This window comes from Mesorhizobium sp. SARCC-RB16n, assembly GCF_008520305.1.
In the GTDB taxonomy this organism is placed as follows: domain Bacteria; phylum Pseudomonadota; class Alphaproteobacteria; order Rhizobiales; family Rhizobiaceae; genus Mesorhizobium.
In genome coordinates this window covers 252727-269851 of record NZ_ML703258.1, presented here as the reverse complement: position 1 = coordinate 269851, position 17125 = coordinate 252727, and the positions used below count along the sequence as shown (strand labels likewise).

Annotated in this window: 14 protein-coding genes and 3 pseudogenes; 5 read left to right on the top strand and 12 right to left on the bottom strand. The window is 58.3% G+C overall.

Features of this window, described 5'->3' with window-relative positions; all coding sequences use genetic code 11:
* Window positions 1–10 precede the first annotated feature (10 nt).
* The 10 genes and pseudogenes from C7I87_RS06650 to C7I87_RS06605 form a co-directional block, all read right to left on the bottom strand.
* Window positions 11–1369 (bottom strand): LLM class flavin-dependent oxidoreductase, encoded by a 1359-nt coding sequence (locus C7I87_RS06650; protein WP_149903440.1) that lies wholly within the window; start codon window positions 1367–1369, stop codon window positions 11–13.
* A gap of 59 nt (window positions 1370–1428) precedes the next feature.
* A complete protein-coding gene (locus C7I87_RS06645) occupies window positions 1429–2361 on the bottom strand; it encodes a TauD/TfdA dioxygenase family protein (protein WP_149903439.1) in 933 nt (310 codons plus the stop codon).
* A 79-nt stretch (window positions 2362–2440) separates the two neighbouring features.
* Window positions 2441–3082, bottom strand: a complete 642-nt coding sequence (gene msuE, locus C7I87_RS06640) for an FMN reductase (protein ID WP_149903438.1) — start codon at window positions 3080–3082, stop codon at window positions 2441–2443.
* 277 nt (window positions 3083–3359) lie between these two features.
* A pseudogene (locus C7I87_RS06635) lies at window positions 3360–3588 on the bottom strand (glutamine--fructose-6-phosphate aminotransferase); the annotation flags it as partial.
* Window positions 3589–3883: 295 nt separating this feature from the next.
* Window positions 3884–4102, bottom strand: a complete 219-nt coding sequence (locus C7I87_RS35145; protein WP_188393759.1) for an RNA-binding protein — start codon at window positions 4100–4102, stop codon at window positions 3884–3886.
* 240 nt (window positions 4103–4342) lie between these two features.
* Entirely contained in the window at window positions 4343–6214 is a 1872-nt protein-coding gene (locus C7I87_RS06625; protein WP_246696212.1) for a rhamnan synthesis F family protein, read from the bottom strand.
* Window positions 6204–6947 carry an ABC transporter ATP-binding protein gene (locus tag C7I87_RS06620; RefSeq protein ID WP_149903437.1) on the bottom strand — a complete coding sequence of 248 codons (744 nt, stop codon included), beginning with the start codon at window positions 6945–6947 and terminating at the stop codon, window positions 6204–6206. The genes C7I87_RS06625 and C7I87_RS06620 overlap by 11 nt, the downstream gene beginning before the upstream one ends.
* Window positions 6948–6950: 3 nt before the next feature.
* The gene (locus C7I87_RS06615) at window positions 6951–7763 is read right to left on the bottom strand and encodes an ABC transporter permease (protein WP_246696211.1); all 813 of its coding nucleotides are present in this window, start codon (window positions 7761–7763) and stop codon (window positions 6951–6953) included.
* A gap of 45 nt (window positions 7764–7808) precedes the next feature.
* Window positions 7809–8930: an acyltransferase family protein gene (locus C7I87_RS06610; RefSeq protein ID WP_149903436.1), complete on the bottom strand. Its 1122-nt coding sequence runs from the start codon at window positions 8928–8930 to the stop codon at window positions 7809–7811.
* A 17-nt stretch (window positions 8931–8947) separates the two neighbouring features.
* Entirely contained in the window at window positions 8948–10003 is a 1056-nt protein-coding gene (locus tag C7I87_RS06605; RefSeq protein ID WP_149903435.1) for an NAD-dependent epimerase/dehydratase family protein, read from the bottom strand.
* A gap of 1040 nt (window positions 10004–11043) precedes the next feature.
* On the opposite strand from C7I87_RS06605, the gene C7I87_RS06600 reads away from it, so the two are divergent.
* On the top strand, window positions 11044–11469 hold the full coding sequence (locus tag C7I87_RS06600; RefSeq protein ID WP_149903434.1) for a BA14K family protein: 426 nt from the start codon (window positions 11044–11046) through the stop codon (window positions 11467–11469).
* A gap of 342 nt (window positions 11470–11811) precedes the next feature.
* Here the strand turns inward: C7I87_RS06600 and C7I87_RS06595 are convergent.
* A pseudogene (locus C7I87_RS06595) lies at window positions 11812–11985 on the bottom strand (transposase); the annotation flags it as partial.
* Window positions 11986–12020: 35 nt separating this feature from the next.
* Here C7I87_RS06595 and C7I87_RS06590 point away from each other — a divergent pair.
* Entirely contained in the window at window positions 12021–13304 is a 1284-nt protein-coding gene (locus C7I87_RS06590) for an NAD(P)/FAD-dependent oxidoreductase (RefSeq protein ID WP_149903433.1), read from the top strand.
* A 568-nt stretch (window positions 13305–13872) separates the two neighbouring features.
* Window positions 13873–14307, top strand: coding sequence for a pseudoazurin (locus C7I87_RS06585; protein WP_149903432.1), 435 nt, complete (start codon window positions 13873–13875; stop codon window positions 14305–14307).
* Window positions 14308–14546: 239 nt separating this feature from the next.
* Here the strand turns inward: C7I87_RS06585 and C7I87_RS36605 are convergent, their stop codons facing one another.
* Entirely contained in the window at window positions 14547–14807 is a 261-nt protein-coding gene (locus tag C7I87_RS36605) for a hypothetical protein (protein ID WP_306440469.1), read from the bottom strand.
* 121 nt (window positions 14808–14928) lie between these two features.
* On the opposite strand from C7I87_RS36605, the pseudogene C7I87_RS06575 reads away from it, so the two are divergent.
* Together C7I87_RS06575 and C7I87_RS06570 are read left to right on the top strand one after the other, a co-directional pair.
* Window positions 14929–15201, top strand: a pseudogene (locus tag C7I87_RS06575) (YmdB family metallophosphoesterase); the annotation flags it as partial.
* A 68-nt stretch (window positions 15202–15269) separates the two neighbouring features.
* A complete protein-coding gene (locus tag C7I87_RS06570) occupies window positions 15270–16037 on the top strand; it encodes a TerC family protein (RefSeq protein ID WP_149903431.1) in 768 nt (255 codons plus the stop codon).
* The last annotated feature ends 1088 nt before the right edge of the window (window positions 16038–17125 follow it).

The following is a 17125-nucleotide window of genomic DNA, read 5'->3' as shown; positions in this document are numbered from 1 at the left end:
GTTTCAAGGATCACTCGGCGGCGAGCACGGTCGCACGGACGGCCCGGGCTGCGGTCCACGGGTTCACCGGCCGCCTGAGGCCGAGGTTTTCGCGCAAGGTCCGGCCTTCGTAAACCGTGCGGAACAGGCCGCGCCGCTGCAGTTCGGGGATCACTAGGTCGACGAAATCGTCGAGCCCGCCGGGCAGCCATGGCGGCAGGATGTTGAAGCCGTCTGCGGCCTCGCTGGCGAACCATTCCTCCAGCTTGTCGGCGACCTGAGTGGCGGTGCCGACGATGGTGTAGTGGCCGCGCGCCGTCGCCACCCATTGGTAAAGCTGGCGGATCGTAAAATTGTGCTCGTCGGCGATCTGGCGGATCAGTGCTTGACGGCTCTTCATGCCCTCGGTCTCCTTACTCGGCGGCAGCGGCCCGTCGAGCGGATAGCCTCTGATGTCGAGCGTCTGGCCGGCGAGCCCGTTGAGCAGGGCGACGCCATCCTCGGGCAGGATCAAATCGTTGAGCTGCTGGTACTTGGCCTGTGCCTCTTCCTTGGTGCGACCGACGAAGGGCGCTACGCCCGGCATGATCAGCACCTGACCGGGATCGCGGCCGGCTTCCGCCACGCGCGCCTTGATGTCGCGGTAGAATTCCTGCGCCGTGTCAAGCTTCTGATGGGCGGTGAAGATCACCTCGGCCGAATGCGCGGCAAGCCCGCGGCCGTCCTCGGATTGTCCGGCCTGCACCACCACCGGGTGGCCCTGCACCGGGCGCGGCACGTTGAGCGGACCCTTGACGCTAAAATGCGCGCCCTTGTGATCGATGTCGTGCAGCTTGTCCTTGTCGTAGAAGCGGCCCGACTGCTTGTCGCGGATGAAGGCGTCATCCTCCCAGCTGTCCCACAGCGCCTTGACGGTCTCGACATGCTCGTGCGCCCGTGCATAGCGGTCGGCGTGGTTGGGCTGGAGGTCGCGATTGAAATTCTGGGCGGTCTCGTCGCCGGCCGAGGTCACGACGTTCCAGCCGGCCCGGCCGTTCGAAATTAGGTCGAGCGAGGCGAATTTGCGGGCGAGGGTATAGGGCTCTTCATAGGTGGTGGACGCCGTGGCGATGAAGCCGAGATACGTGGTCAGCGGTGCCAGCGCGGCAAACAGCGTCACCGGCTCGAAACCGGCGATCTTGGCGTTGCCGCCTTCGCGGGCGCCGAGGCCGACGGTCAGATTGTCGGCGAGGAAATAGGCGTCGAACAGGCCGCGCTCGGCGGTCAACGCGAGTTGCTTGTGGAACTCGAAATTGGTCGCTCCGTCGGCCGGCGCGTGGGGATGGCGCCACGCGGCGATATGCTGTCCGCCGCCGGGCAGGAATGCGCCAAGTCTGATCTTTCTGGACATCTCGTTCCTCTTATTGCTGACTCGAGGGATATGGCTGACTGGAGGGAAATGGGCTGGATTCAGGCGGCTTTCGCCGTCGCCGGTTTGGCTACCTTGGTGCGGGTGGCGCTACGACGCCCGTCAATGCCAACGGGCACGTCGCCATCCACGGTGGCGCGGCGGACGACCCGGTGGCCGTCGCCATAGTCATTGACAGCATAGTGCTGGGTGGCTCGGTTATCCCAGATCGCCACATCTCCGGCCCGCCAACGCCAGCGGACGGTGTTTTCCGGTGCGGTCACGTAGGATTGGAAAACCTCGTAAAGTTTTTGAGAATCGTTCTTCGAAAGGCCGACAAAGCGCTGCACGAAATTGCCGAGAAGCAGCGTGCGTTCGCCAGTTTCGGGATGAACCCGCACGACCGGGTGCTCGGTTTCGTAGACCGTCGAGGTGAACACCTCGTCAAAATGCTTTTTCTCCGCATCAGTCGCTCGCGGTCGAGCTGCGGCATAGTCGTATGCGTTGGAGTGCACCGCCCAAAGATTGTCGGCGAGAAGTTTTAACGCCGTCGGCAGGCTCTCATAGGCGGCAGTGGTGTTGGCCCAGATCGTGTCGCCACCCACCGGCGGAATGACGACGCCGCGCAGAACCGAGAACTTTGGGTAGGCGTCGACGAAGGTGACGTCGGTGTGCCACTGATCGGCTCGCCCGCCGCCACGGCTCGAATCGAGTTCGAGGATCGAGGCCGTCCCGGCGACCGGACCCTGAGTCGGATGTGGCACCAGGTCACCGAGCAGGCGCGCAAAGCGCTGCTGCTCGGCATCGTCGAGGTGGCCCTGGTCGCGGAAGAACACCACCTTGTGGCGCAGCAGGAGGTCGTTGATGCCGGCCACGACCGCGTGTGGCAGATCGCCGGAGAGGCGGACGTTGCGAATTTCCGCGCCAACACGCACCGTGAGCGGGGCGACGTCGGCTTGCGTGATTGAAGCGTCAACGAGAACTGGCTTTGTCATGATAGTCTCCGTGCTTAAGTGAGTTGCTGGACGGGAATTCGGGGCTTTCCAATGTTCGAAGAGGGGCGTGAACCAGCCCTCACTCCAAGCTGGCTAGAGGAACTCGGCTCAAGGTGCGCCCATGCGCTTGGCTCGTTACACCGTTCGCTCTGAGCACACTGGCCTGCACGGACAATTCGCGTGGAATCCGCGGTCCGAGATAGGGCGCGAACTGTCCTATCGCTCGGTCGAGTCGCTCTGCCAGGGCAGGGGAAATGGATGTCGGATCGGCAAAATCCCGTTCCGAGGCATAGATCCCGGTCGCAAGCGTTCGCGCCTCGAAGAAACCGAAGAGCGGTCGCAACTGATGCTCGATCACCAGCGCGTGGCGATCGCCACCGCCGGTCGCGGCGAGCAGGACTGGCTTGCCACTGAACGCAGTGGGTTCCAACAAATCGATCAGGTGCTTGAAGAGCCCGGTGTAGCTGCCTTTGTAGACCGGACTGGCGACAACCAATGCCTCGGCTTGAAGCAGGCGCTCAACGAGCCTCCTTGCGGTTTGATTGAGATCGGAAAGACGGACCGCGGCGCCCAGCTGGGGAATAAACTGGCCGATGTCCAGGACTTCGGAGGTCTTGTCATATCGTCGCGCCGCTCGCCTGACGATTTCTTCGACCAGAATGCGCGTGCGGGAGGGAGCGTTATAGCTGCCGGAAAATCCGACGATTGCTGGGGTGGTCATGATCCTTCTCCTTTGGAACGCAGACTGCGTTCGCGAAGACAGGACCAGGCTAGGTAATTATACAAACTCTATAGAGAAAGAAGATTGCGTGTTTGCAGTCGTTCGTAAATTCGTTTTCTCGGTTTTTGTCGTAGTGCGGTCCGGACTTGCGATGAGCGACGACAAGCGAACGTTTTGCCGCCGATCTTCAGGGCAGGACCATAAAAGCATTAGCGATGCATAATGTTTTACCGGACTTGCGCTAAGGCCTAAGGAGCTTTTCGATCCAGCTTGCAGCCTACTCCACCGTCACCGATTTCGCCAGATTGCGCGGTTGGTCGACGTCGGTGCCCGTGAACACGGCGGCGAAATAGGCCAGCATCTGGATCGGCAGCACGTAGATGATCGGCGAGATGATTGCCAGCACATCCGGAAGCACGATCGTCTCCATCGTCTTCACGCGCCGCCACTTCCTGCATGTTGGACACGGTTTTCTCGAAGATGCGGTCGTGCGGCGCAATCACGATCCCCCAGAAAATCGACGCCGAGCGTGCTCATCTCGAAACAAGCCGCCGAGAGATCTGCTTAGCTGAGGCAGAATCGAAGCACTTCCAAGTTGCCAAACCTTATGCGCCGCTTTGCTCGCCTGACCAAATGGCTCTCCTAAAAAGGTCGAATCCCACGCCAACGCGGTGGCGCTGCACTTCATGTAACTACAATTCGTACGCACTCATGCATCGCTGCGCATGACCCCGGCCATGGCCGCTGGCGCCACTGACAAGTTTGGTGTGCGGCCCCTATAAAAAGCACAACGCCTAAGTTTCACCCTTGGGCTGTGCGGCGCTTCGAAAGCGCTTGCCACAACTCTGTTTCGTCGGTGAAGCCGGCCTCAAAGGCTTGCATGACCTCTGAAGCAAGCCGCTCTCTTTGGTCTCTGTCTTTAAGAGCCAGACGACGCTTTTGGCATAGCTGGTCGAATACCTTCTGCAGAAGGTTCAGGTCTTCAGACGTGAACATACTGGCGAATTTCGAGAAAGCCATGATGCCCCCCTCCCGTTCGGGCGAAAGCACCTGAGTTGACTTTCAAGCGTCCGTTTTGCCTCATTGGATGCGGACGACTTGAAGACCATACGCCCCAAATGTGTCAGGCACGGGTCAATAGTAGCCGAGCCATTGCGGATCGGGTCGCCGAGGACCTGGCCGCGTTGAGCAGATCGAAAATCCCGATGACCGCGGGCAGCGATGTTGCCAAAGGACGCGATCCTCCACGTCTTGACGACGCTATTGTAAACGACCGAGCAAAGAGACCATAAGGCGGTACGGGGGCCGCAAAATTCGGAACGCCAGCGGCGAGCGGAAAATGATTGAGCGCTTCAATGATACTATGAGGTTTTGGAACGAGCGGCTCACACCCATGCCTGCGAAGTCTGCCGGCAACGCGCCAGAGGCCGCCGCTTGCAGTTTCGCCTCAAGCATCGTGTAGTTTCGTGCGGCGTGTTGCGGAGTTAGAATATGCCGGAACACATAGCCAGCATCGAGCGCGACGTAAGCGATTAGCCTTTCGATGGCATGCGGAAGGCTCCCATCTCCATAATCCACGTCAGCAAAATCACGCCAGCTCCATTCCTTGGCGAACAGCTTCCTAAGCGCCATCGGCCGGAACCAGTACATCCCTCCATAAGGTGCCACCGGAGTATTATCGTCCAACTGGACGTTGAGCCCGAGTTCCCTGGCCAACTTTTCAACCCTGGATCTGTTTCCAAACCACGACTGGCCCATTGTAGGATAGCCGACATGTATCATCGCCGGCAGGACCAATCCCAACGACGGGCATTCGGCGAAGAGGCTGATGAGATTCAGAACATAGCCAGGGGTGTAAAGTAGGTTGTCGAACATATGATGCTTGAATTGATCGCCTTTCGCGCCATCTTGAGGGGACTGTTTCGAATGTAGGCGGCAAACCAAGTCGTACTTGTTGTCTAACAAGAGGTCTCTACAACCTATTAGTAGCGCCGATACGTCGCGTCCCTTATTAGAATCAACGACGAGAACGTCTACGTTCTTTGCGCCGCATGCAGCAGCCGCCATTGGCAATATGAGAGCTTTCTTTTCTATCGAATCTGTTGTTATGAATAAATCATAGCCAGGAGGGATGTTATCCACATAGCGAATGAGTTCCTCCGTCATTTCGGGGTAGAAGATGTGAGCAAAGACCCCTATCCGCAATGCCGGCTGTTTTGAACATGTCGGTAGACCCTGTTCTGGAAGTACTGACATCAGTGCTGCGTTATTGTTGAGCGTGCGCGGTTTCGACAACCGACCGACTGAGCGCCAGATGAGATCCAAGTCATAATCCGAGTGCTTTTTGATCAACTCAAGGGCGCGCGGCAGGTTGATCGCGCCGCGTTCCAAAAAAAGCGTATCGTGGAAAAAAAGGCGCTTCTTAAGGATCGGACTCCGCTGCTCTATTGTGCGATCCACCTCCATGAAAACTGGGTACGGTGTCTTGTAGTCGGCCGGATCGACATAGACAGAGCATACATAGCCAAGGTCCTGGAAACGCCTCGAAAAAACGGCCTCATGCTTGCCGACTGAATCCATATATGACTTGATTGGTGGTATCTTATCCCAATACTCGGCGAATTCCGTGGACTCCAGCAGCGGACTGCGTACCGCAATAAAATGCGAATTTAGGTGAAATGGAAGCTCTGCTTGGGTCGAATCAAACGGATGCGGCCGCATCGCCTTGTGAGCGGAGATGCCCCAAAAATCGCAGGTTCGGCTCTCCATCTCGGCGAACATCTCCGAAAAAGGAAATATCGGTCCAAAGAACGTATGATTGAGGAGAACGAGCTCGTCGAATTCCGAAAGGCTCTTCCACCCGATCTGCTCGATCGCCGTTTTGTACGCCCAGGCGTCGAAACCCTCGTTCTCCCGCTCGATGACAGCATCGACGGAAGCGGCAAGACGTTTCTTCGACGCTTCGTTGAGAGCGCCGTTTGAGACTACAACAATCCGATCAGAAAATGGCCGTAGCGAATCAAGGAGGAAAAAGTAGTAATCCTCTACGTGTCCGGCAGGTTCATAGTAAAAAGCAATGACGCAGCGTTTCAATTGGGCACCCACCTGCAAGAGTTTATCGTCAGTTGCCAAAGTACTGCGCCGCGACCGCCGATGCGGACCCATCCATCCGAATCTTACCGTGCTCTAGCCACACGATGCGGTTGCAATTCTGCAGCAGAAGCTCTTTGGAGTGGCTGGCGAGGACAAGAATGTCGGTAGACGTCACGACGTCATGAAGACGCTTGTTCGCGCGCTCTTTGAAATCCTCGTCGCCTGTCGAGAGCCACTCATCCATAATAAGGATAGCCGGTCTGATGGACGTGGATGTTGCGAAAGCCAGCCTTAGTTGCATCCCGGACGAGTAAGTTCGGAAGGGCATTTCCAAGAAATCGCCTAGGCCGGAGAACTCAGCGATCTCATCAAAACGCGCGTGCAACTCGTGGGGGGCCATTCCCATCATAGCTGCGCGCAGTCGAATGTTTTCCCGACCGGTTGCTTCCGGATCGATGCCAAGGCCGATATTGATGAGTGAAACACTATCCCCTTGGATATCGGCAACCCCATGGGTGGGAGCATAGATCCCAGAGAGCACGCGAAGCAATGTCGTCTTGCCGGAGCCGTTGTGTCCAATCAGTCCAACGCGATCTCCGTCTTCAAGGTCGAGGTTGATATTGTCGAGCCCCTTAACCACCACATGGCCATCGAAGCGTCTCTGTATCGCGCCGCCCGTGGCCACATTTAGGACACGGTTTTTAATGGATCGGCTTGCGGCGTTGTAAATTGGAAATTCGACCGCAACGTCCCTGAGGTGGATATGCGACATAGTTTACAGCCAGTACGCGATGCGGCGACGGTAGCGGTCGAAAAGCCAGAGCGCGAAAATCCATCCCAGGATGAGCATTGCAATCGCATATTTCCATGTCGTCAGGGTAGGAATTCCCCCTAGCAGTGGCGTCCGTAGAAGCGTGACCAGATGATAGAAGGGGTTAAAATCCAACAAGTAGGGTGAGGCCCCGTTTGGCAGGCTCCTTGGCTGCCACATGACTGGTGTCACATAGAACGTCACCTGCAAAAGGTTCTGCACTAGCTGTGTCAGGTCTCGGAACCGCGCACATGCGATTCCCAGCACAAGCATCATCCAGGCCAAATTCAAAAGAACGACCAATAGACCCGGGATCGCGAGAGCAGCCGTGGACGGCAAGGGAATTAGGAAGGCAAGCAGAACAAACGGATATATTACCAGGTTGTGGCAGAATATAATTATATTTCGCCAGAGCGCCCGCAAAATATGCGTAAATATCGGCATTCTAACTTGAAGGATAATGACATCTGCGCTGATCAAGCTTGTGCAGCCTTCGACAACGCAAGACGAAATTAGACCCCAGACAACCATCCCAACGCAGATAAAAGGAAGGAATTCCTGCATTGGAGAGTGGAACAAGTTTCCAAAAACAAGCCCCAGAGCTCCGATTAAAACACCCATGTTGATAGTGAGCCAAAAGGCCCCAACACGTGAACGCCGATAGCGCTGGGCAACGTCTTGCCATCCGAAAGTGGCAGCCAGGTGATATTTCTTGATAGCCTCCAGGATGTCTTCTAGAGCGTCTCGATCAGCGAATCGTCTTGTCATGATGTTCATTCCGAAGGGCTCTTAATTTTTATGCTGTCGACGCCGCTGCCAGTGTCATGTGGCGGACACCAGCTTCGCGGGGGGAGGGCGATCGGCAATCCGAGAAGCCCACCGCTTTCCCCACCGATTGGCCGGGCGCTCCACCAGGCGGTAAGACAAAGTTGCTGTCGGTACCACCAGCGCCAGTGTCGCGCCGAGGCAGATCAGGTACGCCACTATAAGATTGGGAACGTGAGTTTGGACTAACCGCATCGATGGAATGAGCATGACAATGATCGGCGTGTGAACGAGGTAGATCGAATAGCTAATTCGTCCGAGAAATGTGGAAATGTCGTTCACGATCGCTTTGACCCGAACCAAGGCGAGCCCAACAGTTAAAGCAGCGAACATCGCTCCCTCCCAGTAGTAGTTCTCAATGAACGACGTCTTGCCGGCATTGATGGCGAAGAACAGTACCGGGACAATTGCGAGAAGGACGCAGCCAATCAATCTCGCGTCGTCGCGCGCTTTGAGGATAGACAATGCGTAAAAAGCTATGAAGCCAAACATGAAAATCGGAGCGCGATAGAATATTGAGAACAGATGATACGTCCCCGGGTTCGAGACGAGCATTCCTATAATGTGGAAGAAGATGCTTGACACTGCCAACGACAAAAGCAACATGACAACCGAAGATAACATACCATCTACGCATCTGTAGACTAACGGAAAAATGACATAAAATAACGTTTCAACCCCTACTGTCCATCCGGCCGGAACGATGGAAGGCTGGTAACCGGGAACGAGGTTGAACAAGAACGAAAAATTGAGCAGTACAGTTGTCGTGTCGATGACCGTCCCGCTAAAATTGCGTATGAACGCTACCGCTATCATCACATAAAACAACGGCGCTATCCGGAAAATTCGTCGAAGTGCGAAGCCGAGAACGGGTCGCCTTTCCTCACCGTGACCTATCATGCTTAGACACAGCGAAAACGTGCTAACAACAAAGAACAATTCCACTCCCATAACGCCGTTCGTCACGATTACATTGATGAACGGTGGCAGTTGAAGCCGCGGGGATGGCAGCATCGCAACGTGAACCATGACCACCCACACCGAGGCAAAGCCTCTCAAGGCGTCCAAGAAATCCAGCCGGTGATCAAAGAGGGCTGTGTTGTCGTGCAAATCTGACACGTCAGGCGGCTCTCATATCAGCCTAATTCGCCGTCGATCCAGCGCGACAGGCGAGCGACCCCTTGTGCGATATCATACTGCGGAGACCACCCGAGCGCCTGTTGTGTCCGGCTGATATCCGCCACGGCGTGCCGGACATCCCCATTTCGATAAAAGCCATTGATCTCTGGGTCGGGCGCCCCATAGAATTTGGCTATGGCCTTTGCGAGGTCATGGATGGTCGTGCCTTGGCCGGTTCCGACATCAAGCGCTGCTGACGGCAAGTCCAGTTCGGTTGCCCGAACGATCGCTGCAGCTATGTCGTCAATGAACACAAAGTCTCTGGCAATGTCGCCATCTTCGTAGACGGGGATGCTTTTGCCCTCTTTGGCAAGTCTTGCAAACAGCGAGACTATGCCGGTATATGAGTTTGTAAGCGACTGACCTGGACCGTAGACATTCTGAAGGCGCAATACATTTGTTGCAGAGCCGACCGAGAGCGCCCAAGCGCATAAAACCTGCTCCTGGGTAAGTTTCGTGGCTCCATAGATGCTGGTGGGGTGCGGAATGGTGGCCGCAGCGTGCATTGGCAATGGGGCCAGTCCCGGAAAGTCCCACCGGGCCTGCGCAAGTTGCTCTTTTGACCGCTGTCCTGGGTAGACTACCTCACCTGTCGCCTCGCTCTTCCAGGCGCCTTCGCCATACACCGCACGGCTTGAGGTTAACACAAAGCGCCTTGGGACATGCTGCGCGCTGGCAAAAGCGTCAAGCATCCGCGTGGTTCCGACAACGTTGACTATGGCATGACGAGACGCCTCTGTCAGTGACTGTCCCGTGCCGGTTTCCGCCGCCAAATGAACCACGACATCCGGTCCGCCATTCCTTAGCAATTCTGGCCAGATGTCTGGCTCTGTCACATCAGCGACGACAAGATCTACGCGTTGGTCGAGGGCACCGGGCCTTCTGCGCCCAGCATGGATCTGCGGATGAAGGTTATCGATCGCGACAACACGGTGGAAATGATCTGCAAGGCCAGCTGAAATCGCACAGCCAATAAAACCGGCCCCACCGGTTACCCAGCAAACTTTCGCCATTGGTTCCGCTCCATACATTTACAGAAGCCGCCCCGACGCTGGGCGGCGACACGCCATGGCCCCCACGAATGCAAACAGCGATGAAAATGGCGTGCAGCTGAAATGGTGCGCAGCGCGGCCATTGAGGCGCCGGACCGATAAACCAACCGGGGCTCCACGGCACCGACCGGATGGTATGAATGGGCCTAGCGCGAAGGACTTGTTCAGCCCCCCCTTACGTCTCTCAGCAAGCCGATTTTCAAAACGGTTTCTAAACCGATTCGCGAGTTCGATCATAGTCGTCCCGAACCCTTGGAACATCGCCCCGCTCTCCATCCTGGGAATTCAAAGTGTCGTGGCCGGTGCAATGCACCTCATGGTCGAAACTATGCATTGGTCCATTGTTCAGGGGTCCTTTTTTTGTTACCCAGGGCTATCAGCTGCGAGCGATCTGCCGAACTATTTTTGCGTTACATTTGCAGCTTTGGGAGGCATATCCCAGGGATTTCGCCCGATGGTCATGCCTTTTGTCGCGCTATATCGGCGGTCGCCTTCGCCTTGAGGCCGAAAATGGAGCTGATGCGGCACCTGATCCGTCGGTGATCCTGCTCAATGCATGGGTACTGGCTTTCCCGGGTGCGGACGTCCCAATCCCCATGCGAGGCGGAGCCGTCACGTCGGCGCACACCCTTGTCACCATTACCAAGAGTTCCGTCAGGGCTGGTGACGGCGCCTAATTGGACCGTGGTCATCGTGGCCACTGCCGGAGTTGTTAGGTCGCCGGCATAGGTGTCTTGGCCTGTGTCCTAAAAGCCTTTGGGAGACGCCCAGGGCGCCAATGGCAGCCAGGAACCGCTGACATGCCCTGACTAGACTGTTTGCTGTGGCGCATTTGGAGTGGGTCGTTTGTCGGATCGGGACCCAAAAGGTCGGCAAGTTGACAATGCCTACGGTCAGAGACGAGCAAAATCAGAAATTTCAAGTAGGTACGCCGCTTGCTTGTTCACGGTATCGCCGGACGCACTCCCGAAATTCAAAGGGCCGGCACGAAGGAGATCGACATGAAGCGAATTTTCAAGACGGCCGTTCTGTCCGCCGCCGTGGTCGCCACTGCGCTCGCGACTTTGCCCGCTGCCAATGCGGGTGATTGGCGTCTTCACGGCGATGACGACAGCGGCGACGCGGTTGCCGCCGGCGTGCTCGGCCTTGCCGCCGGCGCGCTGATCGTTGGCGGGTTGACCAATGACCGGCCGCCGCCGCGCGATTACTACGATGGCGATTACTATCATCGCGACGTACTACGGGTGCGCCCGGCACCGGTTCGCCGCTACTACGCGCAGCCGCAGGTGCTCTACGCCCACCGTTGTGCCGCACCGTGGACGCGCGAATGGTATGCCTATTGTTCGGACCGTTATCGCAGCTTTGACGCCCGCACCGGCACATTCACGGGCTATGACGGCGAACAGCATTTCTGCACTGCCAACTGAGGCTTCCCTGCCCAGACAAAAAGCGCTGGGCCTTGTCAGCGCTTTTTGTTAGTCGGAACTGAAGAAGAGCGAAAGTGAGCAGGAGGCTGAGATTGTAGCCGACGGCGGCGAGCACGGCGTTGTTGGCGTCTCGGAGAAGGCCAGGAAGTTGCGGCCCATGCGGTGGTCCTGCACGAAAGGCGCGCCGCACTCGTCGACCACTACAACTCCGATGACCGCCTGGCTGCACTGTTCCCACCCGAGCCGGGAGAGCTCGCCGATCTGATGCGGCATGCGGACGATTTCGACGAGGAGGAGGAATTGCTTCGGCTGACGAATCTGAGAAGGCCCCCGAGCTTCGTGCATGATGAGGTAGGCAAAGGGCTCTTGCAGCGGCCGCTCGGCAAAGGCCTTCAGGCTCTCGTCCAGCCGCTTGTTGATGGCCGAGATCGACGAGGCCGAGAAGGCATGCCCGCACAGTTCCTCGGTGATCATTTTAACCTTCCTGGTCGACACGCCTTGCACATACGCATCGCTGCGGCTTGTTCGCGGCTTGGGAGCGACAGCGACCGATGCTGAATGATCCCCGCTCGCACGGTCTATGGCAAGCGACCGCGCCCGAACCGCCGGCAACGGCCTCATTGGACAGAGAAGTATCGGCCGATGTGGTTGTCATCGGCGGCGGTTACACCGGCATGTCCTGCGCCCTTCATCTGGCCGAAGCAGGCCGGAGGGTGATCTTGCTGGAGAGCCGTGAGATCGGCTTTGGCGGGGCGGGCCGCAATGTCGGGCTGATCAACGCCGGCTTGTGGCTGATGCCTGACGACATGATCGCCGCGCTCGGCTCTCTCCATGGCGGGCGCTTGCTGCGGTTGCTCGGCGACGGCCCGGCACTGGTGATGGATATCATCGACAGGCATCGCATCGACTGCGAACTGGAAAGAAGCGGTACGCTTCACTGCGCCGTCGGTCCCGCAGGGCTCAAGGAGATCAAGGAGCGCGAGGCACAGTGGCAAAAGCGTGGCGCGCCGGTGCGTGTCCTCGATGCCGAGCAAACGAAAGCAAGGCTGGGCACGCCGGCCTATTCCGGCGCCTTGCTCGATGAGCGCGCCGGCACGCTGCAGCCGCTCGCCTATGCGCGCGGCCTTGCCCAGGCCTGTCTCCGAGCCGGGGTGACGATACACACGTCCAGTCCCGTCGTCGCCGCAGACCGGAAAGGTGATGGCTGGACTGTCCGCACCGCCGGCGGCGCAGTAGATGCCGAGTGGGTAGTGGTCGCCACGGACGCGTACGGCACGGGGCGGTGGCGAAGCACGCGTGCCGAGCAGGTGCATCTCCCATACTTCAATCTGGCAACGCAGCCGCTCAGCGTCGATCTATTGCGAACCATCTTGCCCGGGCGCGAGGGCGCCTGGGACACCAGGACGATCTTGTCCTCCTTCAGACTGGACAGGTCGGGACGGCTGGTGTTCGGCAGTGTCGGTGCATTGCGCAACACTGGCACGGCGATCCACAAAGCCTGGGCCAGACGGGCACTGGCGAAGCTCTATCCGCAGCTTGGAAGTATTGCCTTCGACCATGAATGGTACGGACAGATCGGCATGACGACGGATGCGCTGCCGCGCTTCCATAAATTTGCCAGGAATGTTGTCGGCTTCTGCGGCTACAATGGTCGTGGCATCTCGCCAGGCACGGTGTTCGGCCGTGAACTCGCTCTGCTGATCCTTGGCGAACAAAGTGAGGCGCAGCTGCCGTTGCAATTATCGCACCTGGTCGAAATTCCCTTCATCCGCGCTCGGGAGGCCTGGTACGAAATAGGCGCTCAGCTCGCCCATCTGGCCTCGGCGCGTTCATAAGCACCAAGCCGCTCCCAATCGGCTGCGCGGGCGACTATGCGGGCGGCGAACCCATTTGGAGTACCAGAAAGGACCGCAGCTTTAGCAACCCGGCAAATGGGCGGCAAGAACCTGCTCAGGGTGCCTATGTGGACGCCTCCTTGGCAAGACGAAAGTGGCACCATTCTCAAAAACCGTCGGTTGCAGTCATAGTTCGGCCTTATTCGGTGCGTTGAGCCGCTGGCCCTGATGAATCTCCGCGGATGGATTCCTAAACACTTCAGCGCGCTCTAAGTACGCCCTTCGGGCTTTCAAACCTTCGGAAGCGGGCGAACTCCGGAGATGGTTATATGACAACACAACCCCGACCCGCGTCGGTGGAGCCCTGTTCGCCATCCTTGAAAGGACACTCCCTGTTTCTCGTTTGTAGCATCAGCGACACGATGCTGTTCGGTACGGCTTCTTGTCGCGTCATGTAAGTCGCTGAACACTTGCACGAAATTTCTTCTGGGCTCCTTCTTCGCAATTGGCACGACCATTGCAACTCCACTGCGTGGGCAATCAGCCCGCGCTGATGGGAGCCCAATCCATGATCCGAAACGCTATACTCGCATTCTCGCTTTTGTTGTCCTCGGCCGCCTGCGCTGACACGATCGAGATTAAGATGCTCAATCGCGGCGAGCACGGCTCGATGGTCTTCGAACCCGACTATGTCCAGCTCAAGCCCGGGGACGAACTCCATTTCGTAGCCAGCAATAAGAGCCACAACGCCGCCTCGATCAAAGGCATGGTTCCGGAGGGCTATGCCGGGTTCAACGGCAAGATCAACGAGGAGATCACGGTACGCTTTGACCAGCCTGGCTACTACGGCATCAAGTGCTCCGCGCATTACGGCATGGGCATGGTGATGGTGGTCAAGGTGGGCGAAGCCGCGACCAGCGACGCCTTCCGCAACTTCGATGCGCCCCCACAAGCGAAGAAGCGCTTTGCCGAAATCTTCGCGCGCGCCGGGATCTCTGGCTGATCCCATGCATCCGCCATCGCGGATCGAACCGAGACCTGAAGATCCGCACCTGCTGGTCGGAAAGGCTGAGACTTTCGATTGCGCCTGGCCTGATGAACTTGGGGATCAAGGTTCGGGCGCGACGGCTATATTGCTTGATTACGTGGTCTCTGCTGACTCCAATTACGGCGAGAGCGCAAATTCAAGCAGCTTTTCGATTGTTAGCCACACCTTGCTTCGTAACGGGCTGTCGGCGCGGTTCAATCCGCGTCGCCGTTTCCGAGCGACTGATCGCGCAGCCGCAATGACTTGGCAGCCTTGCGCTTGAAGCCTGCTCCGTCCCAATGCAATTGAAGGCAAGGCCGGGCGGGGTGAGGCGTGTCTGCCGCGGCCCATGTGAGGTTCTGTCGCCGGGCCTCCGCGTAGTGACAAACGTTTTTAAGCTTCCGTAATTCGTCCGCCGCCTCGAGGATCAGTACGGCGCGCCGCGCAAGAAGGTAGCGATAGCCATTCGTGGTCATCCATCGCGTGCAAGGTGCGTTTCCCATGCCCTGAATGCTCGCTCCGGCTCCTTGTTAGGATCGATGTGCAAGACGATCCTGGCCACCTCGCGCCAGCCAGCATCCTCGGCTGCCAGCCCACGCCGATCACCAGATCCTCAATGGCGGCACCGGCTATCTCTCGGATGGCGGCATGTGCGGCGACTATGATTCCTCGCTCGGCATGGACAAGGAAGAACCGCTCAACCGGTTCCTGTCGAAGGTGCCGAAAGGCCGTTTCGAGGCAGCGACCGGCCCGGCGACATTGTGCGGCGTCGGCGTCGATATTTCCGACCGCACCGGACTGACCGAGAAGATCGCGCCGTTTCGTCGCGGGCCACGACTGGAGGAAACCGCGCCGTCCTTCTGGTCGTGACATTGATATGGGGGGTCGCAGTACCTAATTGCCGGCGACACTGCTCTAGATCGTAGGGGACGACCTCCATGCGGCTCATCGAATTCCTGGCGCCGCATTTTCAATTCGTTTCCGACCCGACTGCCTGGGTCACGTTGCTGACGCTGGTGGTGCTCGAGATCGTGCTCGGCATCGACAATCTGATCTTCATCTCCATCCTGACCAACAAGTTGCCCGTGGAGCAGAGGGCTCGTGCGCGCCGCCTCGGCATCTCGGCTGCGCTGATCATGCGCCTGGTGCTGCTCGCCACCGTCTCCATCATCGCCAAGCAGACGACGCCGGTCTTCACCGCGCTCGGTCACGGCTTTTCCTGGCGCGACTTGATCCTGATCGCCGGCGGCCTGTTCCTGGTCTGGAAGGCGACCAAGGAGATCTATCACACGGTCGACCCCGAAGACTATCAGGACACGATGCTGGGCGAAACGCTCAAGATCTCGCTTGCCGGCGCGATCTTCCAGATCCTGCTGCTCGACCTCGTATTCTCGATCGATTCCATCATCACCGCCGTCGGCATGATCGGCGAGATCGCCATCATGTACATGGCGGTCATCGTGGCCGTCACGGCGATGATGCTGGCGGCCGGCCCGCTGGCGGACTTCATCGCCAGGAACCCGAGCATCGTCATGCTGGCCCTGGGCTTCCTGCTGATGATCGGCATAACGCTGATCGCCGACGGCATGGGCTATCATGTGCCCAAGGGCTGCATCTACGCGGCGATGGGTTTTTCGGCGCTGGTCGAGGGGCTCAACATGCTGGCGCGGCGGCGCAAGAAAGCGAAGTCCGGCGACGGGCATTGAGACCGACCGGCGGGACAAGCCTAATTCGCCGGAACGCCATCGCCGGCTAAGAGGCTTCACCTTCATGCCGCCACTTTAAGGAGGCGCTGAGCGGCTGACGCTGTCCGACAGGCCCGGCCAGAGCCTCCGTCAGGCTTCAAGCCACACTCGCCTTTGACCAGGGCTCAAACCCTACTGAGGACGACGCCTATCCCTCGCCGGTAGCGTTAAACGAGAGAGGCGGAAGTGCGCCCTACCCCAAACGCGAGCGCCGTTATCAGCGTGCATCCAATAGGACAACAGGCACCATGTTCGATATCAGGGGAGCAGTCGGTCAGCACAAAGCCGCATACAGCCGGCAATCATGGGCTGGACGATAGGACAAGGCCGGAGCCTTGCCCACCCAAAAAGGGCACCCATTCGCGAGAGTATCACAACGGCGCGTCGCGGCTCACCCACAATCGCAATGAATCGGTCGAGCCGCTTCGATTCAAACGACGGATTGGACGCCGCTTTTAAAGAGCGCGAAGCTCCACATGGAAAACGAGGCGGCAGGCCCGGCTCATCTTCGCCGCATAGACCCGTCGCGCCAGCGCGTCACCGTGCTCCCAGATGGGTGCCGGTCGACACCTCACAGCCCGCCGCGATCGTCTCGCGAAAAATCTCTTCGGTGATGCCGAAGCCGCCAGCGTTCTCGCGTACGCCATCATCTGGAACCCGGTCGACTGACCGGAAGCCGGCCTGCGCGATGTTGAGAAACAGGCTGCCCGGACCAGTGGTCGCAAGAACATTACTGTCTTTGGTTTATAGAGGCTGCGCAGGATTTGAGCTGCTATCGTTCTGACCCCTAATGGCCTCGGCGGGGGAACTGCACCACCTTGCCACGTGGGCGCGAATATTGTTCCGTCGCAACGGCCTCGATCAACAGATCCAAAGCTGCACGGGATTTGCGGCTCGTGTCATCGTCACCCCCGAGATAGTGATACGCTCGATCAAGATGCAACCAGGCAGCCGCGAAATCTGATGTCAATGATGCCTCCATCGTGGCGCCCCCCGAGGGAGCCGTGACATGCGCCGACAAAACGAAACGGAAATATCCACAACGGCCT